The organism is Pseudomonas sp. Marseille-Q5115, assembly GCF_916618905.1.
Lineage (GTDB): Bacteria > Pseudomonadota > Gammaproteobacteria > Pseudomonadales > Pseudomonadaceae > Aquipseudomonas > Aquipseudomonas japonica_A.
The window spans coordinates 1,638,596-1,663,504 of record NZ_CAKAKI010000001.1 but is presented as its reverse complement, the minus strand read 5'-3'; the positions used below and the strand labels follow the sequence as shown (position 1 = coordinate 1,663,504).

General features: G+C 66.6%; 10 protein-coding genes. 9 read left to right on the top strand and 1 reads right to left on the bottom strand.

Going from position 1 to position 24,909, the window contains the following annotated elements:
* The first annotated feature begins 148 nt into the window (after positions 1 to 148).
* The 5 genes from LG385_RS07830 (at position 149) to LG385_RS07815 (ending at position 17,541) form a co-directional block, all read left to right on the top strand.
* The gene (locus tag LG385_RS07830; RefSeq protein WP_225773790.1) at positions 149 to 12,682 is read left to right on the top strand and encodes a BapA/Bap/LapF family large adhesin; all 12,534 of its coding nucleotides are present in this window, start codon (positions 149 to 151) and stop codon (positions 12,680 to 12,682) included.
* Between the two features lie 105 nt (positions 12,683 to 12,787).
* Entirely contained in the window at positions 12,788 to 14,188 is a 1,401-nt protein-coding gene (locus LG385_RS07825) for a TolC family outer membrane protein (protein WP_413247362.1), read from the top strand.
* A complete protein-coding gene (locus tag LG385_RS07820) occupies positions 14,185 to 16,116 on the top strand; it encodes an ABC transporter transmembrane domain-containing protein (RefSeq protein ID WP_263974681.1) in 1,932 nt (643 codons plus the stop codon). The genes LG385_RS07825 and LG385_RS07820 overlap by 4 nt, the downstream gene beginning before the upstream one ends.
* On the top strand, positions 16,085 to 16,333 hold the full coding sequence (locus LG385_RS25430) for a hypothetical protein (RefSeq protein WP_263974680.1): 249 nt from the start codon (positions 16,085 to 16,087) through the stop codon (positions 16,331 to 16,333). The genes LG385_RS07820 and LG385_RS25430 overlap by 32 nt, the downstream gene beginning before the upstream one ends.
* Positions 16,330 to 17,541: an HlyD family type I secretion periplasmic adaptor subunit gene (locus LG385_RS07815; RefSeq protein WP_225773788.1), complete on the top strand. Its 1,212-nt coding sequence runs from the start codon at positions 16,330 to 16,332 to the stop codon at positions 17,539 to 17,541. The genes LG385_RS25430 and LG385_RS07815 overlap by 4 nt, the downstream gene beginning before the upstream one ends.
* A gap of 2 nt (positions 17,542 to 17,543) precedes the next feature.
* Here the strand turns inward: LG385_RS07815 and LG385_RS07810 are convergent, their stop codons facing one another.
* Entirely contained in the window at positions 17,544 to 18,191 is a 648-nt protein-coding gene (locus LG385_RS07810) for a serine protease (RefSeq protein ID WP_225773787.1), read from the bottom strand.
* Positions 18,192 to 18,590: 399 nt separating this feature from the next.
* Here LG385_RS07810 and LG385_RS07805 point away from each other — a divergent pair, with 399 nt between their 5' ends.
* From LG385_RS07805 to LG385_RS07790, 4 genes are read left to right on the top strand one after another with little or no spacing between them, the layout of a single operon-like run.
* Positions 18,591 to 19,754 (top strand): efflux RND transporter periplasmic adaptor subunit, encoded by a 1,164-nt coding sequence (locus LG385_RS07805; protein ID WP_225773786.1) that lies wholly within the window; start codon positions 18,591 to 18,593, stop codon positions 19,752 to 19,754.
* Positions 19,751 to 22,876, top strand: a complete 3,126-nt coding sequence (locus tag LG385_RS07800; protein WP_225773785.1) for a multidrug efflux RND transporter permease subunit — start codon at positions 19,751 to 19,753, stop codon at positions 22,874 to 22,876. Before LG385_RS07805 ends, LG385_RS07800 begins: the two co-directional genes overlap by 4 nt.
* Complete coding sequence (locus tag LG385_RS07795) at positions 22,851 to 23,528, top strand: heavy metal response regulator transcription factor (protein ID WP_225773784.1); 678 nt, start codon at positions 22,851 to 22,853, stop codon at positions 23,526 to 23,528. The genes LG385_RS07800 and LG385_RS07795 overlap by 26 nt, the downstream gene beginning before the upstream one ends.
* Positions 23,518 to 24,894 (top strand): heavy metal sensor histidine kinase, encoded by a 1,377-nt coding sequence (locus LG385_RS07790; RefSeq protein ID WP_225773783.1) that lies wholly within the window; start codon positions 23,518 to 23,520, stop codon positions 24,892 to 24,894. Before LG385_RS07795 ends, LG385_RS07790 begins: the two co-directional genes overlap by 11 nt.
* The last annotated feature ends 15 nt before the right edge of the window (positions 24,895 to 24,909 follow it).

Genomic DNA, 24,909 nt, shown 5'->3' with positions numbered 1-24,909 from the left:
AAACGTTAGCAAGCAAAGCAACGAGGCGGCATTCTGCTATACAAGTTATGGATCCACCCTCGGAGCCGGTGGATTCTTACGCGACCTGTGGCATGCCTCAGCAAGGCTAGAGGTCACGCTTACGCACAGGATCAAGGCAGGGCAGTTCATGGACAACATCGTAGTCGCCGATAAGACCACCAGCGAAATTTCAAGCCGCGCCTGGGGGGACCTCCAGCTTGGCCAACCGGGGGTGGTACAGATCCCCGTCCCGCCTGAACAGGTCGCTTCGGTGGCTCGAAATGGCCAGGACGCCATAGTTACACTCAAGACTGGCGAACGGGTCACGGTCGGCAACTTCTTCAACGCGACCGCCGAGGGCGTGCGCAGCGACATGGTGTTCCAAGGCCAGGACGGCGTGCTGTGGCAGGGGCAATACAGCGCCGAAGCGTTCAACGGCTTCACATTCACTGAGCTGCCCTCCATCGATACTTTGCTGGCCGGCGCCGGGGTGGTGGGCAGTGCTACTCCGGAATGGGCAATCGCAGGCCTGGGCGCCCTGGGCGCGGGCGGTGCCACAGCGGCGGCCACCGGTGGGTTGGCCAATAGCGGTGGTGGCGGTGGTGGCGGCGGCGCAGCGCCGGTCGATACCACAGCGCCCGACGCGCCTGGCTCCCTGGGCCTGAGCAGTGACGGCCTGACCTTGAGCGGGCTGGGCGAAGCCGGCGCCACGATCATGGCCAACGATGCCTTCGGCAACCGGCTGGGTAGCGGCGTCGCAGGTGCGGACGGCCGTTTCGCGATTGTGCTCACCTCCCCCCAACTGAATGGCGAAACGGTCACGGTGGTGCAGGCCGATGCGGCCGGGAACACGTCCCCAGCCACCAACCTGGTAGCCAGCGACGTCACTGCGCCGAGCGTGCCGGCGAATCTGGTCCTGGACGCTACGTTGAGCGTGCTCACCGGAACTACTGAAGCCGGTGCGACGGTGACCGTGCGCGACGCCAACGGCACCGTGCTTGGGACGGGCGTGGCCGCGGCGGACGGCACTTTCAGCTTGGCCCTGGCGCCCGCGCCGGGTGCCGGAGCGGCGCTAAGCGTCAACGCTACGGACACGGCGGGCAATACCTCCGCCGATGCCAGCCTCAACGCGCCCGCCGCGCCGCCTCTGCCGGATACCACTCCCCCACTCGCGGCGACCGACGTGGCCATCAGCGGGGACGGCACCCTGCTCAGCGGCCGAGGCGAGCCCGGCGCCGTGGTTACGGTGTTCGACCCGGTGGGTAATGTGCTGGCTACTGGTACCGTGGCGGCCGACGGCACCTTCGACCTTCCGGTGGTGCCGGGCATCATCAGCGGCCAGGTGCTCCAGCTCACCCTCACCGACGCTGCGGGCAATGTCTCCCCCAATTTGCCGATCCAGGCGCCGGACCTATCCCAGCCGGCACCGCCCAGCAACCTGGTGATCAGCGCCGACGGCCTCAGCCTGACCGGTACGGCCCGGCCGGGCGCGCGGGTGCTGGTGCGCAACACCAGCGGCCAGGTAGTGGGTACGGGGCGCAGCGCCCTGGATGGCACCTTCACCATCGCGCTCGATGCGGCATACACAAACGGGCAGGTATTCGACGTCACCGCCGCCGATGGCAACGGCAACAGTTCGGCGCAGGCCGTGTTCACGGCGCCCGATTCAACCGTGCCCGGCGCAGTTACCGACCTGGCGGTGAGCAGCGACGGGCTCGCGCTTTCCGGGCAGGGCGAAGCCGGGGCCACGGTTACCGTGACCAGCGTCACCGGTGCCGTGCTGGCTACAGGAACCGTGGCGGCCAACGGTACCTTCGTAGTGGCACTGAGCCCCGCCGCTGACGTGGGCGCCGCGCTTACCGTGCGCCAGGCCGACCTCGCAGGCAACCTGTCGCCCGACGCCACAACAAGCGTGCCGGCAGCCGCCCCGGTGACTCCGGCCGCGCTGGTGGTGACTACCGATGGCCTGACCGTGGCTGGCACCGCCACCCCCGGCGCCACGGTGGAAATACGTGCCGCCGACGGGACGTTGCTGGGGAGTGCCGTGGTCGCCCCGGACGGCACCTTCAGCGTGACGCTGGGCAGCGCTCAATTGGACGGCCAGTTGCTGGACGTCGCACTGCTCGATAGCAACGCCACCCCTTCGGTCACCGCGATCCTGGCCGCGCCGGATACCACGGCGCCAGCCGCCGCTACCGACCTTGCAATCAACCCCAACGGGGCCTTGCTCAGCGGTCGTGGCCAAGTCGGCGCCCTGGTGACCGTACGCGATGCGAACGGCACGGTGGTGGGCACGGCTACGGTCAATGCCGTGGGCAGCTTCGCCGTGGCGCTGAACCCCGTTCAGATCGACGGCCAGGCCTTGCAAGTCACTCTCGACGACGCGGCCGGGAACGGCTCGGCGGCCAACGGCATAACCGCGCCGGACGTCAACGGCCCCCTCCTACCCGAAGCGCTGGCACTCGACCTGACGGGAACGCTGTTGAGCGGGCAAGGCGAGGCCGGCTCGACGGTCAGCGTCCGCGACGCCAATGGCACAGTGCTGGGCAGCGCCGTGGCCGACGCCGATGGCCGCTTCGAAGTGACCCTGGAAAGCGCCCAGATCAACGGCCAGGCCTTGCAGGTAAGCGCTGTGAATGCTGCGGGGCTTGCCTCGGGGGCGGCGCCGTTCACCGCGCCGGACATTGCCCCACCTGCGGCGGTCACAAACCTTCAGGTCAATGCCCAGGGCCTGGTGCTCACCGGTAGCGGCGAAGCCGGGGCTACTGTGATGGTGCTGGATGCCAACGGCAGCCCGCTGGGCACCGCGCTGGTGGCTCCCGACGGCAGCTTCAGCGTTACGCTGAGCAGCCCGCAGGTGGCGGCCGAAACCTTGACGGTATGGGCTACCGATGCCGCCGGCAACATCGGCAGCGGAGTGCCTTTGACGGCGCCAGACGCTACCCCGCCGGCCGCCCTCAGCAACCTGGCGATTTCGGCCAACGGCAGCCTGGTCAGCGGTAACGGCGAAGTGGGCGCAACGGTCACTGTGCGCGATACCGGCGGCAATGCCTTGGGTACCGCTGTGGTCGGCGCCAATGGCCGCTTCGAAGTGACGCTGGGCACAGCCCAGGAGAATGGCGAGGCGCTCAATGTGAGCCAGGCCGATGCCGCCGGCAATGCTACTGCGCCAGCGCCACTGACCGCCCCGGATATCGTCGCACCGCCAGCGCCCACTACCCTAAGCTTTGCCGGCGACGGCAGCAGCCTCAGCGGCGTGGGCGAGGCCTTCGCGACCATTCGGGTACGCAGCCTGCGCGGAACGTTGCTGGGCTTTACCACTGTCAACGCTGACGGCAGCTTCACCGTGAACCTGACCCCCGCCCAACTCAATGGGCAGGCCGTGCAGGTGGAACAGCAAGATGTCGCCGGCAACCTTTCCGCCCTCATCAGCACCACCGCGCCGGACACCTCTCCTCCCGACAACGTCGATAACCTGCTACTTAGCGGCAATGGCGCCACCCTGACGGGCACTGGCGAAGTGGGTGCCCGCGTAACCGTGAGCAATGCCACGGGCACTACACTGGGCACCGGAACCGTAGACGTGAACGGCAACTTCAGCGTTGCGTTGACACCGGCCCAGTTGAACGGCCAGGTGCTGACCGTGATACAGGCCGATGCCATAGGCAATACGTCCGGGCCCGCCACGGTTAACGCGAGCGATATCACCGCGCCGGCCGCCCCGACCGGGCTGGGTATGGATGCTACCGGCCTGGTGCTCAACGGCACGGCTGAACCCAACGCCGACATCGAAGTACGCGATGCCAACGGCGCCCTGTTGGGCAGCGGCAGCGCCGACAATAACGGCGCATTCTCGATCACGTTGAACACCGCCCAGCTGAACGCTGAGGCGCTGGTGACCGCCGCCGATGCCGACGGCAACGTTTCACAACCGGCCGGCATCAGCGCGCCCGACACCACCGCGCCGATAGACGTGCGCAACCTGGCGATCAGCCCGGACGGCACCACCCTCTCCGGTGTCGGCGAAGCCGGTGCCACCGTACGCGTGACCAACGCCGCCAATGTGCTGTTGGGCACCACAACTGTGGGCCCTGACGGGGTATTCACCCTTACCCTCACCCCCGCAGCCACGGCGGTGGACGTACTCACCGTGAGTGAAGCCGACCTGACCGGGAACGCCTCCGGTGCCGTTACGCTGGCCGGCCCCAACGGCACGCAGGTCACCACCCCCGCCAACCTGGCGCTGTCCAGCGATGGCTACACCCTCACGGGTACCGGCCTGGCAGGCACAACGGTGAACGTGACCGACGCCAGCGGCACCAGCCTGGGCACCGCGCTGGTGGGCAGCGCGGGCACCTTCCGCCTGCTGATGCGCAGCGCTCAACTTAACGGCCAGCTCCTTCACGTTACCGCCAGCGACGCCAATGGCACCACCTCGGTGGCCACCTCTCTTGTCGCCGCTGACGCCACGGCCCCGGATGCACCGTTAAGCCTGGGCAGCGCCAGCGGCGGCAGCGTGATTACCGGGCGCGGTGAAGCGGGCGCTACCGTTACCGTGAGCGATGCCAGCGCCACCGTGCTCGGCACCGGCGTGGTTGCCGGTAACGGCGCCTTCACTGTGGCCATCAACCCGGCGCAGCTCAACGGCCAGGTGCTGACCGTGGTGCAGACCGACGCCGCCGGCAATGTCTCGCAAACCAACACCCTCGTAACCGCAGACCTGCAAGGGCCGGCAGCCGCCACGGGCCTGGCGGTGAACACCTACGGCACCGTGGTTAGCGGGCTTGGCGAAGCCGGGTCCACGGCCACCGTGCGTGACGCGGCCGGCACAGTGCTGGCCACCGGCACGGTCAACCAGAGCGGCGTTTTCCAGGTGACCCTGCCGATTGCCCAGAACACCGGCGAGGCGCTCACGGTTCAGCTCACCGATGCCGCAGGCAACGTGTCCCCGGCGGCTACGGTTGGCACGCCCGACAACACTGCGCCCGGCACGGTCACTGGGCTGTTGATCAGCGCCGACGGCAGCAGCCTTTCCGGGGTGGGAGAGGCTGGCGCCACCGTGGCAGTACAAACCGCCAACGGTACCGTGCTGGGGACCGGGCTGGTGGACCCCAACGGCGTCTTCACGGTCACACTCAACCCTGCCCCTCTCAACGGCGAAACTCTGGACATCACCCAGACCGACGCCAGTGGCAACCCCTCGGTTGCGGCCAACCTCCTCGCCCCGGACATCAGCCCACCTGCCGCGCTCAGCGGTGTGACGATCAACGCGGACGGCGTAACAGTCACCGGCCACGGTGAACCCGGCGCCACCGTGTACGTGCGTGCAGTGGATGGCACCGTGCTCGGCACAGGCCTTGTGGCCAGTAACGGCGCCTTCAGCGTGACCCTCGGCACGGCGCAGCTCAACGCGCAAGTGTTGACCGTGAACCAGGAAGACCCACCCGGCAACGAAGGCCCGGCGGCCAGCCTCACGGCGCCGGACACCACAGCGCCGGTCAGCCCCAGCGACCTGGCGGTCAATGGCAGCGGCTTGCAAGTGAGCGGCCGTGCGGAAGCCGGCTCGGTGGTCACCCTGCGCGATGCCCAGGGGAACGTGTTGGGCAGCGCCACTACCGCCGCCAATGGTCTTTTCGTCGCTACCCTGAATGCGCCGCAGCTCAACGGCCAGGCACTGACGGTGACGGCCAGTGATGCCGCCGGCAACCTGTCGGCACCGGCACCATTGGTAGCCGCAGACATTACAGCCCCCGCAGCGGTAAGCGGCCTGGCCGTTTCCACCGATGGTGCCACGCTGACCGGGCTGGGCGAAGCCGGATCGACCGTCACGGCCACCGCCACGGACGGTACCGTGCTGGGCAGCACCACGGTGGGCAGCGATGGCCGCTTTACCTTGGGTATAACGCCCGCCGCCACGACCGGGGACACCGTGGCGGTCACCGCCTCGGATGCCGCCGGTAACGCTGCCATCAGCATCCCGGTGATCGCGCCTGGGCCGCTGGCCCCCAATGTGGCCAGCAACCTGGCGTTGAGCAGCGACGGCCTCACCGTACAGGGCAGTGCCGACCCAGGGAGCCTTGTGCGCGTATACAGCGCCAGCGGGCAATTGCTCGGCACCGGGCTGGCAGGCAGCGATGGCGCCTTTAGCGCGCCGTTGACGGCCGCCCAGCTCAACGGCGAAGCCCTGACTGTGATTGCCACGTCCACGGACGGCATCAATGCCGCGCCGGCTGACCTGCTGGCGGCCGATGTGACAGCACCTGCCGCTGTCACCACCTTCAACCTCGCCCAGGACGGCGCTTCGTTGACCGGTTTCGCCGAAGCGGGGGCCACGTTGCGGGTACTGGCCCAGGGCGGGCTGATTCTTGGCACCACCACCGTGGCCGCCGACGGCACCTTCGCGGTTACGCTGGTGCCGGCGCAGCTGGCTGGGCAATTGCTCACCCTCAGCCAGATGGACGTGGCCGGCAATGAATCGCTGACCACCACCTTCCTCGCCCCTGACCTGGTGGCGCCCACCGTAGCGACCGGTCTGGCGTTGAGCCCGGATGGCGCCCTGTTGACCGGTACGGGGGAAGCCGGCGCCACGGTCAACGTACTGGATGCCAGCGGCACCGTTCTGGGCACGGGCACTGTGCGCCTGGATGGCACCTTCCAGCTGACCCTGGTACCGGCCCAGGCCAACGGCCAGGTATTGTCAGTAACCTTGACCGACGCGGCTGGCAACGCCTCCCTGCCCGCCACGCTTACCGCGGTCGACTCTACCGCTCCCGGGGCGGTATCAGCGTTGGCCATAGGCGCCGATGGCGCGAGCATCAGCGGGCGCGGCGAAGCGGGCTCCATCGTCACGGTCGCGGATGCCGACGGCAACGTGCTGGGCACCGCCACGGTGGGCAGCACGGGCGCCTTCAGCCTGGTGCTGGGCACGCCGCTGCTCAATGCTCAGGTACTGACCTTCACCCAGGCCGATGCGGCGGGCAATGTGTCCCCGGTCGCCAACCTGACCACGGTGGACCTCACCGCCCCCGATGTACTGACCAACGTGGCGATCAACGCCGCGGGTGCGGTGGTGAGCGGCAGGGGCGAAGCCGGTGCGACCGTGACCGTGCGCGACGCCGCCGGCACGCTGCTGGGCAGCACGGTGGTGTTGGCCAACGGCAGCTTCGTAGTGGCGCTGACCCCGCCGCAGATCGACAACCAGGCGCTCACCGTGCAGCAGGCGGACCCGCCCGGGAACATCAGCCAGCCGGTGCAGATCGCGGCACCGGACCTTACCCCGCCCAACCTGGCCACCAACCTTGCCCTCAACAGCACCGGCGATCAGCTCAGCGGCACCGGCGAGCCTTTGGCCAGCGTACGCATCACACTGGCCGATGGCTCTGTGGTGGGCACCGGCAACGTGGACGCCACCGGCAATTTCCTCATCACCCTCACCAACCCGGCGGTCAACGGCGAAGCCCTGCTGGTGCGGCTGGGCGATGCGGCGGGCAATCTTTCGCCCATTGCCACCCTGAGCGCGCCGGACATCACCCCACCGGCCGCCGTCGCCAACCTGCTGATCGACGCCGCGGGCGCCGTGCTTACCGGCACTGGCGAGCCTGGGGCTACCTTGGTGGTAAGCAACGCCAACGGCGATACCCTGGCATTGGGCACTGTTGACGCCGACGGCACCTTCGCCGTGGCCCTGACCCCGCCGCAGCTCAACGGCCAGCGGCTGAGCGTGGTCCAACAGGATGCCACCGGCAACCCGTCCACCTCAGCCGGGTTGAACGCGCCCGACCTCACCCCGCCGGCTGCGCCGACGGTCGCCACCCTGACGCCGGACGGCCTGACCCTCAGCGGTAGCGGGGAAGCCCGCGCCGTGATTCAGGTAAGCGCCGCCGACGGCACCGCCCTGGGCACGACCACGGTGAACGCCGACGGCACCTGGAGCCTTACCCTGGGCAGCGCCCAGCGCAATGGCGAGCTGCTGACGGTGACCCAGACTGACACCGCCAACAACGCCTCACCCGGCCTGCTCTATCAAGCCGGTGACAGCACAGCGGCGGGAGCGGTCAGCAACTTGGCGATCAACGCCGATGGCCTGCTGTTGACCGGGCTGGCGGAGGCCGGCGCGGTGGTGAGTGTGAGCAGTGCCGACGGGACGCTGCTGGGCACCGCCACCGCAGGGATCGATGGCCGTTTTGCCTTTACCCTGCCAGCCGCTCAGTTGAACGGCGAAACACTGAGCGTGGTGCAGACCGATGCCGCGCTCAACACCTCGACAGCGGCCAGCGTAACAGCGCCGGACATTACCGGCCCGGCAGCGCCGACCATCACCAGCCTTACCGGCAACGGCACCGTTTTGGCGGGTACCGCGGAAGCGCTGAGCACCGTCACGGTGCTGGCCGCCGATGGCACCACGCTGGGCAGCGGCACGGCAGATGCCAATGGCGTCTACAGCATCACTTTGAGCCCGGCCCAGGCCAACGGCGAAACCATCAGCGTGGTCGCCACAGACGTGATCGGCAACGCATCCCTGCCGTTGCCGTATGTAGTGGCGGACACCACCGCCCCAGCGGCGGTCAGCGACCTGGCGGTCAGCAACGACTACACCACCCTGGCGGGCCGCGGCGAGCCGAACGCGGTAGTGACCGTGACCCTCGGTGGCGCCTCGCTGGGCACGGCCACCGTCGACGCCAACGGTGCCTTCGTGATCACCCTTACCGGCCCGATCGCCGCGGCGGATGTATTGAGCGTGGTGCAGCGGGACGTGGCCGGCAACCTGGCAACCGCCGCCACCCTTACCGTTGCAGCCGTGCCGCCACCCCCGGCCCCCACTGCGCTGGTACTGGCCGGCGATGGCGCCTCCCTGGCCGGTACTGCCACGGCGGGCAGCCTGGTGAAGGTCTATGGCGCCACCGGCACCTTGCTGGGCAGCGCCACCGCGGCAGGCGATGGCAGCTTCAGTGTGTCGCTCTCCTCGCCACAAACCAACGGGCAGGTGCTTGGCGTCACTGCCAGCACCCAGGCCGGCGGCGAGTCCATACCGGCAGCGGTGACGGCAACCGATACCACGGCCCCGGTGGGCCTCACCGATGTAGCCATCAATGGCACCGGCGCGGTGGTGACCGCCCGCGGCGAAGTGGGTGCTACCGTGACCGTACGCGCGGCGGACGGTACGGCACTGGGCTCCGGCATCGTAGGGGCTACAGGCACCGTAACCGTGGCGCTCGTTCCATTCCAGGCCAACGGGCAGGCGCTCAGCGCCACCCAGACCGACCTGGCCGGGAACACCTCGACGGCAGTGGCAATCACCGCACCGGACATTACCCCACCCACCGTCCCTGCTTCGTTGGTGCTCACCCCCAACGGGCTGACGCTGACCGGCACAGGCGAAGCCGGCGCCATCGCCCGCGTGCGCGATGCCGGCGGTACCTTACTGGGCACCGCCACCGTGGCCGCCAATGGCACCTTCTCGGTCACCCTCGGTAGTCCCCAGCTCAACGGCCAGGCCTTGAGCGTGACCCTCACTGACGGCGCCGGCAACGTCTCGATTGCCGTGCCGCTGGTGGCCGCAGACATCACCGCGCCAGGCGCATTCACGAACCTGCAGCTGAGTACCAATGGCTTGCAGCTGAGCGGAAATGGCGAAGCGGGCGCTACGGTAAGCGTGATCAACAGTGCCGGCACCGTGCTCGGCACCGCTTTGGTAGGGTTGACCGGCAGCTTCACCGTGCAGCTCAGCGCCGCCCAGCTTAATGGCCAGGTACTGACCGTGCGCCAGGCAGACCTGGCGGGTAACGCCAGCACAGGTAGCGTAACCGCCAGCGACGTCACCGCCCCCACCGCACCTGCCAGCGTGGCGGTGGCCGCCGATGGCAGCGCGGTCACCGGCTCTGGTGAAGCGGGCGCGACGGCGAGCGTGTACAGCGCAAATGGCTCGTTGCTCAACAGCGCCACCGTGGGCAGCAACGGGCTGTTCTCGGTCGCGCTGAGCCCCACCCAGGCAGACGGCCAGGCCCTCACGGTGCGGCTCACCGACGCCGCTGGCAACCCCTCCTCCCAAGCGAACGTGACCGCGCCGGACATCACCCCGCCCGCCGCCCCCACCACGGCGGTTGTCGGGGCAGGCGGTACGGTGGTCACGGGTACTGGCCTTGCCGGCGCACGCATCTTCGTGCGCAGCGCCTTCGGCGTACTGCTGGGCAGCGCGACAGTTGCCGCCAACGGCACCTACTCGGTGGCCCTGACCCCCGCGCAGATCAACAGCCAGGCCCTGAGCATCACCCAGGTGGACGCGGCAGGTAACGTGTCCACCGCCGTGAGCGCCACGGCACCGGACCTCACGCCACCTACCGCAGCCACCGCACTGGTGGTGGCCGGCGACGGCAACAGCCTCAGCGGTAGCGGCGAGGCCGGCAGTACCGTCACGGTCCGCAGTGCTGCGGGGGTTACCTTGGGCACCGCCACAGTGGCGGCCAATGGCACCTTCAACGTGGCGCTGGGCAGCGCGCAGATCAACGGCGAGGTGCTCACCATTACCCTGCGCGACAGCCATGGCAACCTGTCCACTACCAGCAGCGTGACCGCTCCGGATGTGGACGTGAACCGCCCGGTGGTGGCCAGCGACAACCTCACCACGGCAACCGTGAACCTTGCGCCGGTAATGACCACCCGCAACTACGCCGATAGCTTCACCACGGTGCTCAGTGGGTTCAACAAGGTGTTCAACTTCACGGTGGCCAGCGGCACTAGCGTTGATCCCACCCTTACGCTTTCCACCACGAGTGCCCTGGCGCTCTATAACGGCGCCACGTACACCCTTCAAGTGCAGGACGCCAGTGGCAACTGGGTTACCTTAGGTAATGCCTCCGGCGGGGCACTGCTGAACGTGTCGCTGCTTGCCGGCCAAGGGGTATTGGTGGATATCGGCACGCTGCTGGCGGGCAACTATCGCCTGGTGGTGGCAAGCAACGGTATCGGCGTGCTCACAACGGTCACCAGCAACCTTCAGCTGGATACCACCGGCCTGAACCAGTTCAACGGCACAGCTGGGGCCGTACTCAACGGTAACGTGGTGACGGACATCGGCACCGACGGCACCGCCGACGTGACCGGGCCGGACAACGGCGCAGTGGTGCAAGTGCTGCGCAACGGCAGTTTCGTCAGCACCGTCGGCGGGACTACCGTGCAAGGCCTGTACGGCACGCTCACTATCGATGCCCAAGGCAACTACACCTACACGGCCAACGGCAGCGTAAACAGTGTGGGCAAGGTAGACGTGTTCACCTACCAACTGGTGCACCCCAACGGCCTGGCCGACCCCGCCAACCTGTATGTACGCATCGACAGCCCACAGGCGGCCGAAGTGTGGAACAGCGGCAACCTGGCCGCACCAGCCACGGTGGTGGATGCCACCTTCGACGTGGCCAGTACCTCACTGACCTTGGCCAACAAGGTGACGACCAGCACCAGCGCCCTGGGCAGCCTGTCGATCCTGCTGGGCGGCGGGTCGGGCAGCTATTCGTTCAGCGTGGCCGCCGACACCGTCAGCGACCTCACCATCACCTTGGCCTCCAGCAGCCTGTTGTCCTTGCTCGGCTCGGTAGTGCTGGGGCTGTACAAGCTCAACCCTGCCACCGGGCAGTACGTGCTGGTCCAGGCGTGGGGCGGCGCTGGGCTTATCGGCCTGGGTGGCGGCCTGTATGGGGTGACCATGGACGACCAGACCGCCGGTACCTATCAGGTGCGCCTGTCCACGGGCGGTATTGGCTTGCTCGCAACAGTGAACGTAGGCCTGATCAACGTCGCCACCTACAACAACCAGTTCACCGTGGGCAGCTACACCCCGGTCACCGGCAACCTGTTCACTGATACCGCTGGCGGCGGCACGGATGTACTGGGCTCGGCCTATACCTTCCTCAGCGTACTTGCCGCGGGCAGCTACGTAACGCCCGGCTACAACGGCACGGCCATTGCGGGCACCTACGGCACACTGCTGGTAAAAGCCGATGGCAGCTACACCTACACCCTCAACGCCGGGCTGACCGGTGCGGCCGTGGGGCATCAGGACGTGTTCACCTACGCCCTCACCCACCCCAACGGTACCGTGGACACCGCCACACTCACCGTGACCCTGAACCAGGCGGGCGCTGCCGTCGCCGCCAGCGCTTTCAGCACACTCAACGTGGCAAGCGACGCAGACGCCCACACCCTGGTGGTCGCCAGCAGCACGGGCGAGACCTTGCAGGGCACCAGTGGCAACGACACGCTGGACGGTTCCCACGGTGGCGCCCTTACGCTAGTCGGCGGCGCTGGCAACGACACGCTGATCATCGTCGACCAGCAGTTTGCGTCGGTGGATGGAGCAGCCGGCACCGACACCCTGGTGTGGGGAGGCGGCGCAGCCAATATCAACCTGGCCAACCTGGCGGCACGGATACATAACATCGAGGTGATCGACGTCAATACTACGGCCCCGGTAAACCTCACCTTGAGCCTCTCGGACCTTGTAAGCGTGTTGTCCAGCGACAACGACACGCTGATGATCAAGGGCAACGCCCAGGACACGGTGCACATTACCGGGCAATGGGACGCCGGTGGCCTGCATCAGGTAGGCGGCGTGGATTACGTGCAATACAGCCCGCAGGAGGACCCCAGCCATCACCTCTGGGTACAGAGCGGTATCCAGATGGTTTGAAACAAATGGACAGTGCCGTCACGGCCCGGAAACCCGCCGGGGCGGCCATCACAGTAAGGGACAGCGGTGATACCAGGCTTGAACACGGTTACGCGCACATCGGCGATGCTGGCCTTCGCCGTGCTCGCTTTGAACGCTCCGGCGCACGGCGCGCCGGAACACATTGACCCGGCGCTGCTGCGAGTGAGCCCTCACCCCAGCGGCGACGATACCGCCCAGCGGCGGCCCGCCCCCGCCTTGCGCAGTGCGATACCCTCCGGCGGCTTCGACCTGAGCGAGGCGGTAAGGCTGGCGGTGGAATGGCACCCCAGCATTGCTCAGGCGGTGAGCGTGCTCTATCAGCAGGGCGAAGGCATCAACACCGCCGAAGCCGGCTATTATCCGCAGCTGTCGGGGGGTATCAAGGGTGGGCTGGACAGCGGCTATGATGGCGAACGGGGCAGCCAGTCCCTGAGCCTGTCGCTCAAGCAGATGCTGTACGACTTTGGCAAGGTGGACAGTGCGGTCAATGCTGCTCGCGCCAAGGCCGCCCAGGCCCAGGCGCAATTGTTGCTAACCATCGACCAGGTGGCCAGGGACACGGCCTATGCCTACATCGAAAGCCAGCGCTACCGGGAATTGCAGGCCACGGCCGAAGCCCAGCTACAAGGGCTGCAGAAGATCGTGGAACTGGCCCGGCAACGCAGCGACATGGGCGCCAGCACCCGGTCGGACGTAGTGCAGGCCGAGTCCCGCGTGGACGGCGGGCGCGCTACGCTGCAGGAATACCGCGCGGCCTATGCCCGCTGGCAGGCTACCCTGGCCAACCTGCTGGGCCGCGCCACCACGCCGGATGGCGATGACACCCAGCCCCCCGGCCTTGCCCAGGCCTGCGAAGCGGCCGACCCGAACAACGGCACCGACGCCTTGCCGGCCGTACTGGCGGCCTTTGCCCAACGCGACCAGGCCCAGGCCGAGCTTGCTCAGGCACGCGCCCAGGCCTATCCAACGGTATCGCTGGAGCCTTCGATCACCCATTACCTGGACAACAACTACAACGACAACAACCCCTACCTGGACCGCACCCAGGCCGGGATCTACATCAATGTTGAGGTACCGATCTACCAGGGCGGCGCCACCAGCGCGCGCACCCGTGCCGCCGGTTACGCCCTGGGCGCCGCCGATGCCGCCGAGGACGCCGCGCGCTTGCAGGCCCGGCAGGGGTTGGCCGAAGCGCGGGTGCAAACCCTCAGCCTGAGCAATCGCCTGGAAGCGCTGCGCCGCCGGCAAGGCAACATCACCGAGGCCCGCGAGCTGTATGGCCGGCAATACCTGGAATTGGGCACGCGACCGCTGCTGGACCTGCTCAATGCCGAGCAGGAAATTCACCAGGCCCGCTTCGACCTCACCAACACCCAGGAAGACCTGCAGCGGCTGCAGGTCGACTGCCTGTACAACAGCGGTGGCATGCGCCGCGTATTCGCCCTTGAAGGGCGCAACCTTCAAGGCGTGGAGGTATTGCCATGATCGAAGCCAGCCAAGTGCCTGCCACCACCGCACCGCCGCCGGACTTCCAGCCATGGATGGATGCGATCCTGCTGGTAGCCCGGCATTACCGCCTGGACGTCTCCCCTGAAAGCGTTCGCCTGGCCTCGCTGCACCGCGACGAGCCTCTGGAGCAGGTGGTGCGCCAGATGGCGCGTCAGGCCGGGCTTACCGCCAAGTTCAGCGGCGCGGACGCCCGGGTATTGAGCCGCTGGCGTATGCCATTGGTGCTAGAGCTGAACGATGGCCAGGTGGGCGTAGCCCAGGGCCTGGGCGCGGACGGCGAGCTGGGCGTGGTGTTCAGCGGCGATCAGGGCCTGCAAAGCCGCCTCACCCTGGCTGAGCTGAGCGGCCAACTGCGGCGGATTTTGGTGCTACGGCCCAGCCGGCCGTTGGCCGACGCCCGCACCGACGACTACGTCGCGCCTTATGACGAACACTGGTTCCGCCGTATCGTGCTCAAGGACCTGCGGCCTTACGGGCATGTGATGCTGGCATCGCTGGTGGCCAACCTCTTGGGCATGGCGGGCGTGTTGTTCTCCATGCAGGTGTACGACCGCGTGGTACCGGCCGAATCCCTCCCCACCCTCTACGTGTTGTTCGGCGGGGTGATGCTGGCGGTGACGTTTGACTTCGTGATGCGCCTGATGCGCCTGCGTATCACCGACCTGCTGGGCAAGCGCGCCGACCTGCGTGTGTCGGATGTGGTGTACGGCCACGCGCTGCGCCTGCGCAACTCGGTACGGCCGCGCTCCACGGGGTCGTTCATTGCCCAGCTGCGCGAGCTGGAGCAGATCCGCGACCTGATCACCTCCAGCACCGCCACTGCCCTGGCCGACGTGCCGTTCTTTTTCCTGTTCGCGGTGGTGTTCTACCTGATTGGCGGCCCGCTGGTGGGCATCCCGTTGGTAGCGCTGCTGGCCATGTTCATTCCCGGCGTATTGTGCCAGCGCCGCTTGGCTCGGCTGGCCAACGCCAACCTGCGCGAGTCCGCGCTGCGCAACGCCATGCTGGTGGAAAGCATCCAGGGGCTGGACGACCTCAAGGGCCTGCAGGCCGAGCAGCGCTTCCAGCAACAGTGGAACCGCTACAACGCCGCCTCCGCGCAAAGCAGCCTGGAGCTGCGTACTCTCACCAATACCTTGGTGACCTGGACCCAGAACGTGCAGAACGCGGTGTTCGCCGTGGTGATCGTGATCGGCGCACCCATGGTGATTGGCGGCGACCTCACCACCGGAAGCCTGGTGGCGCTGTCCATGCTGGCCTCACGCATGATGGCGCCCATGGCGCAGCTCACCAGCGTGCTCACCCGCTGGCAACAGGCGAAGGTGGCGCTGCAGGGGCTGGACCGGCTGATGCGCCTGCCCGTGGACCACCCCGAGGGCAGCAGCCGCGTGCACCTGCCGGCGATCCGCGGCGACTATGCGCTGGAACAGGCCAGCTTCCGCTATAACCCCGAAGCACCCCCTGCCCTCACGGTGGCCAGCCTGCGCATTCGCCCCGGCGAGCGCATCGCTATCCTGGGCCGCAACGGCGCGGGCAAGTCCACCTTGCTGCAGGCACTGGCTGGCAGCATGGACCTGGCTACCGGGCAGGTGACTCTGGACGGCATTGCCATCAACCACATCGACCCCGCCGACCTGCGCCGGGACGTGGGCCTGCTGCTGCAACAAGCGCGGTTGTTCCACGGCACCCTGCGGGAGAACCTCACGCTCGGCGCGGGGCTGGCCAGCGATCAGGAACTGGTTGCCGCGCTGGCCGCCACCGGCGCGCTGGACTTCGTGCGGCAGTTACCCAAGGGCCTTGATCACTTGCTGCATGAGGGTGGGCTGGGGCTGTCGGGGGCAGCGGCAAAGCCTGCTGCTGGCCCGGCTGCTGGTGCGCCAGCCCCAAGTGCTGCTGCTGGATGAACCGACCGCCGCACTGGATGACGTGACCGAACGCACCTTGCTTGAAGACCTGGGCAAATGGAGCCGCGGCCGAACGTTGATCGTAGCGACCCACCGGGTGAGCGTGCTGCAACTGGTGGAGCGGATCATCGTGGTAGACAACGGCCGTATCGTGATCGATGACGCGCGGGACACTGCTCTTGCGCGCTTGCGCCAACCCGGAGGGCCCCAGGCATGAAGCCGTTGATACCGGTTACCCCCGTGGCGAAACCCGCCGACAGCCCCTCCTACCTGGACGGCAGCGACGACACCGCGGTGGTGCGCGCCAGCCGGGTGGTATGGGTCACTGCCCTGGCGCTGGGGGCATTCCTGCTGTGGGCCGCCAACTTCGAAGTGGCGGAGGTTTCCAACGGCACTGGCAAGGTAGTGCCCAGCTCCCGGGAACAGGTGATCCAGTCCCTTGAGGGCGGAATCGTCGCCGCACTCAACGTGAGCGAAGGCGATGTGGTGCAGCGCGGTGACGTGCTGGCCCAGCTGGACCCCACCAAGAACGAATCCAACGTGGGTGAAAGCGAAGCCAGGTACCGCGCCGCCCTGGCCAGCGTGGCGCGGTTGCAGGCCGAGGCCAGCGACCAGCCGCTGAGCTTCCCGGCGTCGTTGCAGGGCTCGCCCGATCTGGTCCAGAGCGAAACGCAGCTGTACAACAGCCGCAAGCGCGGCTTGGAGGCCACCCTCAAAGGGATCAATCAGTCTCTCGCGCTGGTGCGCAGCGAACTGGAAATCACCGAAAACCTGGCCAAGATCGGCGCTTCCAGCCGGGTAGAAGTGATCCGCCTCAATCGCCAGCGCTCGGAACTGGAGCTCAAGGCCAGCGAAGCGCGTTCCGAATACGTGGTGCGCGCCCGTGAGGAGCTGGCCAAGGCCAGCGCAGAGGCCGACAGCCTGGCCCAGGTGATTCGGGGCCGTGCCGACTCGCTGTCGCGGCTTACGTTGCGTTCGCCCGTGCGCGGTGTGGTGAAAGATATCGAGGTGACTACCCTTGGCGGCGTGGTACCGCCCAATGGGCAACTGATGCAGATCGTGCCCATGGACGACCGCCTGCTGATCGAAACCCGCATCGCCCCGCGAGATATCGCCTTTATCCATCCGGGGCAGTCGGCCAAGGTGAAGATCACCGCCTACGACTATTCAATCTACGGCAGCCTGGACGGCACGGTGGTGAACATCTCGCCTGATACCTTGCAGGATGAGGCCAAGCCGGAGGTCTTCTACTACCGTGCGTACATCCGCACGGCCGATGACGTACTGCGCAACAAGGCCGGCAGCACCTTTCCGATCGTGCCGGGGATGATCGCCAGCGTGGACATCCGCACCGGCGCCAAGACCGTACTGGCCTACTTGCTCAAACCGCTGAACAAGGCCAAGGAGGCGCTGCGCGAGCGGTGATGTTACTTGGACGCGAACTGAGCCCCGCGGCCCTCGATCAGCTCCTGGGTTTGAAAGCGTTTCCATTCCCGTGCGATTTCGTTGTAGGGCATGAAAATACTTACCCGGGGCTGGTCGGTCAGGTCGCGCCGGTTCAGGGATTGCAGGTCCCCCTTGGTGAGGTAGGCCACGTTGATGCCGACCGCCTCGCCGTCTGCGGCGAACACTGGCCCGCCGGACATGCCCTTGGCGGTGGGGCCGTTGTGGGTGCCATACATCACGTTATCGGTGGCGCTCAACCGCACCATGGCCGGCAAGGCCTTGCCCGCGCCGGTGATAGGCACATAAAGAGAGTTGTAGCCCACCGCCGTCAGCGTTTCGCCCGGCACATATTGGCGCCACTGCGGCGCGTGGTCAGCCTTGTGACGGAAGAACTGCACGTCCCCTTTCCCTTGGTGAACCGAACCTGACAGATAAGGCACATGCTTGACGGTGACTGCGTAGTCCTCGTTCCACTGCACGGCGCTGCCCATCAGCATCAGGGGCAGCGGCCCGCCGGAATGCACCACGAAGGCTTGGTCGTAAACAGGGTCCTTGAGATAAGCGGTTGGCACTCCATTGCACCCGCTGAGCAGCACGCAGGCTGCCAGAAGTGACTTGAAGGGAAACATGGTGATGGCTACTTGCTAGGTTGTTGTTGAAGTGGCGCGAATATGTCAGTGAGCCATCACTGGTGCCAGCACCTTTTGTCTGGATCCATGTGAACAAAATGTTCGGATCCACGATATTTGGCGGACTGTATATTTAGCGCGCTTTACAACATCTTCAAACCACCGTCGTAGAGGGACTCGAGCGGCAAAGCGAAATATTCTCGACGGATCCAAATTGGCTGGATCCCAGATTTGTCAACCCGGATCCAGCCGAACGGTCATAGGTTTTTCCGGGTTTTGCACCTTCTTCAACAGAATCTCTCGCTAGCTGACAAACCTGACAGTTAGCCGTCATGCTGGCGTACCGTTGAACCCGCTATAAAGCGGGTGACCCCTTCCCTCTTTTTTATAAGCTGCCCCATGCAAAAGCCCCTTCGCTTGTCGATCGCCTGTGCTGCCGTGGTCCTTCTCGTGTGCGCCGCCTGGTGGCTCAGCCGTCCTGCCAGGGCACCAGCCGCACCGGCAAAGGCCGCCGCCGTACCGGTAAAGGTGATCCAGGTGGCGTCGGCGGATGTGCCGCAACTGGTGTCGGCCATTGGCACGGTTACGCCGCTGCAAAGCGTGACCGTGCGGGCCCAGGTGGATGGCATCCTCACTCGCTTGTGGGTGAAGGAAGGTCAATTCGTTGAAAAGGGCCAATTGCTGGCTAGCATCGACGACCGCGCACTGCGTGCCAGCCTGGATCAGGCCACGGCACAGGCGGCGCAAACGCGGGCGCAATTGAAAGTGGCCGAAGTGGACCTCAAGCGTTACACCGAACTGGCCCAAGACCGCAGCATCCCGCGCCAGCAGCTGGACCAGCAGCAAGCGCTGCACGACCAACTCCAGGCAACCCTGCAAGGCAACGAGGCCGCGGCTGCAGCGGCGCGGGTGCAGCTGTCCTATACGCAGATCCGCTCGCCGCTCGCCGGCCGAGTGGGTATTCGCGCAGTGGACGAAGGCAATTTGCTACGGGTGAGCGATGCCCAGGGCCTGTTCAGCGTGACCCAGCTCGACCCTATCTCGGTTCAGTTCGCCCTCCCCCAGGCCCAACTGCCCACACTACAGGGCCTGCTCAGGGCACCGGAGCAAGCGGCTGTGACTGCCTACGCCGGTGGTGACATCAACGGCGGCGAGCCACTCGCCCAGGGGCGCCTCAGCCTCATTGACAATCAAGTGTCCAGCACCACGGGCACGGTAAAAGCCAAGGCGCAGTTCGCCAACGGCGGGCAAACCCTGTGGCCGGGCCAGCTGGTGAATGTACGGCTGCAAACCCTGCTGCGCCGTAACGCTCTGGTGGTGCCCAATGCCGTGGTGCAGCGCGGCGTGAACGGCACCTATGTGTACCGCCTGCAGGGTGAGAACGTGGAAAGCGTGCCGGTGAAGGTCGTCGACCAGGCCGGCGAACGCACAGTGATCGACGGCGTAGCAGCGGGCGATAAGCTGGTAAGCGACGGCCAGTCCCGGCTCAAGCCGGGCATGCGGGTAGCTGTACTACGTGACCCGCCGCCCGCGAATGCCACGACCGCCGAGGCACAGCCATGAGCGGGGTGCGCTCCCCCTCGGCCTGGTGCATCGACCACCCGATAGCCACCCTGTTGTTGATGTTTGCCCTGGTGCTGCTGGGCGGCATCGCCTTCCCCCGGCTGCCGGTGGCACCGCTGCCCGAAGCCGAATTCCCGACGATTCAGGTAATGGCACAACTGCCCGGCGCCAGCCCGGAAACCATGGCCTCCTCGGTGGCCACGCCGCTGGAGGTGCAGTTCAGCGCCATCCCCGGCGTAAGCCAGATGACCTCTACCAGCGCGTTGGGCTCCACCACCCTCACGCTGATGTTCACCCTGGATAAGAACATCGACTCTGCCGCCCAGGAGGTGCAAGCGGCGATCAACACCGCGGCGGGGCGCTTGCCTCAGGATTTGCCCAACCTGCCCACGTGGAAAAAAGTGAACCCCGGGGACAGCCCTGTACTTATCCTCGGCATCAGCTCGGCCCAGCTCACCGGGCCTGACCTCAGCGACCAGGTGGAAACGTTGCTCGCCCGGCAGATCAGCCAGATCGACGGGGTGGGCCAGGTGAACATCACCGGCCAGCAACGCCCGGCCATTCGCGTGCAAGCCCAGGCGGACAAGCTTGCCGCCGTAGGCATCACCCTGGCTGACCTGCGCGGCGCCATCCAGGCCGGCAGCCTTAACCTGGCCAAAGGCGCGCTCTACGGTGACACGCGCATATCCACCCTCGCCGCCAACGACCAACTGTTCAAGCCGGCCGACTATGCCGACTTGATCGTGGCCTACCGTGACGGCGCCCCGGTGCGCATGCTGGACGTGGCCAAGGTGGTGGCGGGGGCTGAAAACGACTACGTACAGGCATGGTCGGAGAACCAGCCCGGGGTGAACCTGGTGATCTCCCGCCAGCCCGGCGCGAATATCGTCGACACTGTGGACCGCATCCAGGCCGCATTACCAGGGCTGCAGGCGATGCTCCCGGCTTCGGTGGACATCAACGTGCTCACCGACCGCACGCAAACCATCCGCGCCTCCCTGCACGAAGTCGAGCTCACGCTGCTGATCGCCATCCTGCTGGTAGTCGCGGTGATGGCGCTGTTCCTGCGCCAGCTGTCCGCTACGTTGATAGTGTGCGCGGTGCTGGGGGTATCGCTGGTGGCCAGCTTTGCCTGGATGTACGTGCTGGGCTTCAGCCTCAACAACCTTACGCTGGTGGCCATCGTGATCGCGGTGGGGTTTGTGGTGGACGACGCCATCGTGGTGGTGGAAAACATCCACCGTTACCTGGAGCAAGGGATGAGCCGGCGCGAAGCGGCCATTCGCGGCAGCAGCGAGATCAGCTTCACCGTGGTGTCGATCAGCTTTTCGCTCATCGCGGCCTTTATTCCGCTGCTGTTCATGGGCGGCGTGGTAGGCCGGCTGTTCAAAGAGTTCGCCCTTACCGCCACCTCTACCATCCTGCTGTCGGTGCTGGTGTCGCTTACCCTGGCGCCGACGCTGGCGGCGCTGTACATGAACGCGCCCAAACACCGTGCCCATTCGCGGCAGACCTTCTCCGAATGCCTGCTAGCCGGCTACGAACGGCTGCTGGGCAAGGCCCTGGACCATCAGCGCTTGATGTTGGCCATATTCGCCGTGTCGCTGGGGCTGGCCGTGGCCGGCTATGTGTACATCCCGAAGGGCTTCTTCCCCGTCCAGGACACAGGCTTTGTGCTGGGCACCAGCGAAGCGGCGGCGGACACCTCCTACGGCGACATGGTGGCGCGCCACCTGGCGTTGGCGAAAATCGTGGCGGCAGACCCCGCCGTTCGTACGTTCTCGCACTCGGTGGGCGTAACTGGCAGCAACCAGACCGTGGCCAACGGGCGCTTCTGGATCTCCCTCAAGCCTCGCGAAGACCGCAACGTGAGCGCCAGCGAATTCATCGACCGCATTCGCCCGCAACTGGCGCAGGTACCGGGGATTGTGCTGTACCTGCGCGCCGGGCAAGACATCAACCTCAGTTCGGGCCCCAGCCGCAGCCAGTACCAGTACGTGCTCAAAAGCAACGATGGGGATGCCTTGAACCTGTGGGCGCAGCGGCTGACCGAAGCCCTGCGGGAAAAATCCGCCTTCCGCGACCTGTCCAACGACCTGCAGCTGGGCGGCAGCACCACGCCTATCGAGATCGACCGTGGCGCCGCCGCGCGGTTTGGCCTGAGCGCCAGCGACGTGGACCAGGCCCTCTACGATGCCTTCGGCCAGCGCCAGGTGAGCGAATTCCAGACCCAGACCAATCAATACAAAGTGGTGCTAGAGCTGGACACCGCGCAGCGGGGCCAGGCCGAGAGCCTGAATTACTTCTACCTGCGCTCGCCGCTCACCGGCGAGATGATCCCGCTGGCCGCCCTTGCCCATGTGGGCACGCCCCGCAGCGGGCCGCTGTCCATCGCCCACGACGGCATGTTCCCAGCGGCCAACCTCTCCTTCAACCTCGCGCCGGGGGTGGCCTTGGGCGATGCGGTCAGCCTGCTGGAAACCACCCAGCGCGAACTGGGCATGCCGGCGAGTATCAGCGGCACCTTCCAGGGCGCGGCCCAAGCGTTTCGCAGCTCACTCGCGAGCCAGCCGTGGCTGATCCTGGCGGCGCTGGTGGCGGTGTACATCATTCTGGGCGTGCTGTACGAGAGCCTGGTGCACCCGCTCACCATCATCTCTACCCTGCCCTCTGCCGGCCTGGGCGCGTTGGCATTGCTGTGGGCAGCCGGCCAGAGCTTCTCGATCATGGCGCTGATCGGGCTGGTGCTGCTGATCGGCATCGTGAAAAAGAACGGCATCCTGCTCATCGACTTCGCGCTGAATGCCCAGCGCAACGATGGCCTGGCGCCGCGCGAAGCCATCCGCCAGGCCTGCCTCACGCGTTTGCGGCCTATCGTGATGACCACCCTGGCGGCACTGCTGGGCGCGGTGCCACTGATGCTGGGCTACGGCGCCGGCGCGGAGCTGCGCCAGCCGCTGGGCATTGCCGTGGTCGGCGGGTTGCTGGTGAGCCAGGCGCTGACGCTGTTCACCACGCCGATCATATACTTGCAGCTCGAACGCCTGTTCCACCGCCGCGCCGCCGTCGCGCCCGGCCCAGCCCCGGAGGGCCACCATGCGCATCCTGATCATCGAGGATGAAGAAAAGACCGCGGACTACCTGCACCGTGGCCTCACGGAACAGGGCTACACCGTGGACGTGGCCCATGACGGCGTGAACGGCCTGCACCTGGCGCTGGAGCTGGATTACGCGGTGATCGTGCTGGACGTGATGCTGCCCGGCCTGGACGGCTTCGGCGTGTTGCGCGCCTTGCGCGGGCGCAAGCAGACACCGGTGATCATGCTCACCGCGCGGGAGCGCGTGGAAGATCGCATCCATGGCCTGCGTGAAGGTGCCGACGACTACCTGGGCAAACCCTTCTCGTTTCTTGAGCTGGTGGCCCGGTTGCAGGCGCTTCCCCGCCGCAGCGGCGGCCACGAGCCAGTCCAGATCAGCGTGGGCGATTTGTGGATCGACCTGATCAGCCGCAAGGCCCTGCGTGCCGGCCAACGGCTGGACCTCACCGCCAAGGAGTTTTCCCTGCTCACGGTACTGGCGCGGCGCCAAGGGCAGATCCTCTCGAAAACTGCCATCGCCGAGATGGTGTGGGATGTGAACTTCGACAGTGACGCCAACGTGGTGGAAGTGGCGATCAAGCGGCTGCGGGCCAAGCTCGACAACCCCTTCGAGGAAAAGCTGCTGCACACCATTCGTGGCATGGGCTATGTGCTGGAGCGCCGGCATGCGCACTGACTCCATCGCCTTTCGCCTGGGGGGGTTGTTTGCACTCGTAGCGCTCGGGGTGTTCGTGGTCATCGGTGGCGCGCTGTACCGCCAGGTAGACAAGAGCCTCGACATATTGCCCAACGCGGAACTGGAGGCCCGCTACAGCGTACTGGAGTCGGCGATCACCCGCTTCGGCGACCCGGAGCACTGGGCCCGCTTGCACAACAAGCTGAACCTGCTCAGCGAGGAAGACAAACGCCTGCACTTCTGGGTGGTGAGTGGCGATCCCGCGTATGAATACGGCCAACCCGATGCCGCCACCCGGGGGCTGGCCAACGGGCCGCTGGGCATTCACGACTGGCAGCGCCCCGACGGCACACCGCTCAAGGTGCTGGTGAGCACCCTGCCCGGCCATGATCAGCGGCCGGCATTGCGCTTCCTGATCGGCATTGACGTTGACAACGTGCGGCAAACCCACCACGACCTGGCCATGGCCTTGATCGGCTGCGCCGCGCTCGGGGTGTTGCTGGCCAGCGCGCTCGGCTATTGGGTGGCGCGGATCGGCCTGCGCCCGCTGCGCCGCGTGTCGCGTCAGGCGCAGCAGCTTGCGCCGCCAAAACTGTCCGGGCGATTGCGCCCCAGCCACCTGCCGCCCGAGCTGGAGCAACTGGTGGAGGCGTTCAATGCCGCCCTGGAGCGGGTGGAAGGTGCGTATCAGCGGCTGGAATCGTTCAATGCCGATGTGGCCCACGAACTGCGCTCGCCGCTGACCAACCTGATCGGGCAAACCCAGGTGGCACTCACCCGTGGCCGCAGCGCCGAGCATTACTTCGAAGTGCTGCAATCCAACCTTGAGGACCTGGAGCGCCTGCGCAACATCATCAACGACATGCTGTTCCTGGCCCGCGCCGATCAGGGGGACCGCGCCCGCAACCTTGTCACCAGCAGCCTGGCCGAGGAAGTGGCCGCGTCCCTGGACTACCTGGATTTCATTCTCGAAGACGCTGGCGTGTCGGTCCGCGTAAGCGGCGACGCCCAGGTGCGGGTGGAACGCAGCCATCTGCGCCGGGCGCTGACCAACCTGATTCACAATGCCGCCCAGCACAGCCAGCCGGGGCAGGTGATCGACGTCACCGTATTGGCCGAAGGCGAATACGTAAGTGTCGCCGTGAGCAACCCCGGCCCGCCCATCGCCGACGAACAACTACCGTTGCTGTTCGAGCGCTTCTACCGCGCCGACGCCGCCCGCTACAACGAAGGCGGCAACCACGGCCTGGGCCTGGCTATCGTCAAGGCCGTGGCCTCGCTGCACGGCGGTAGCGTGTTCGCGCGCAGTGGCGGTGGGGAGAATACTTTTGGCTTGAGTTTGCCGGTGACTGGCCATGTGGCTTGAAAACTGTGAAACCGG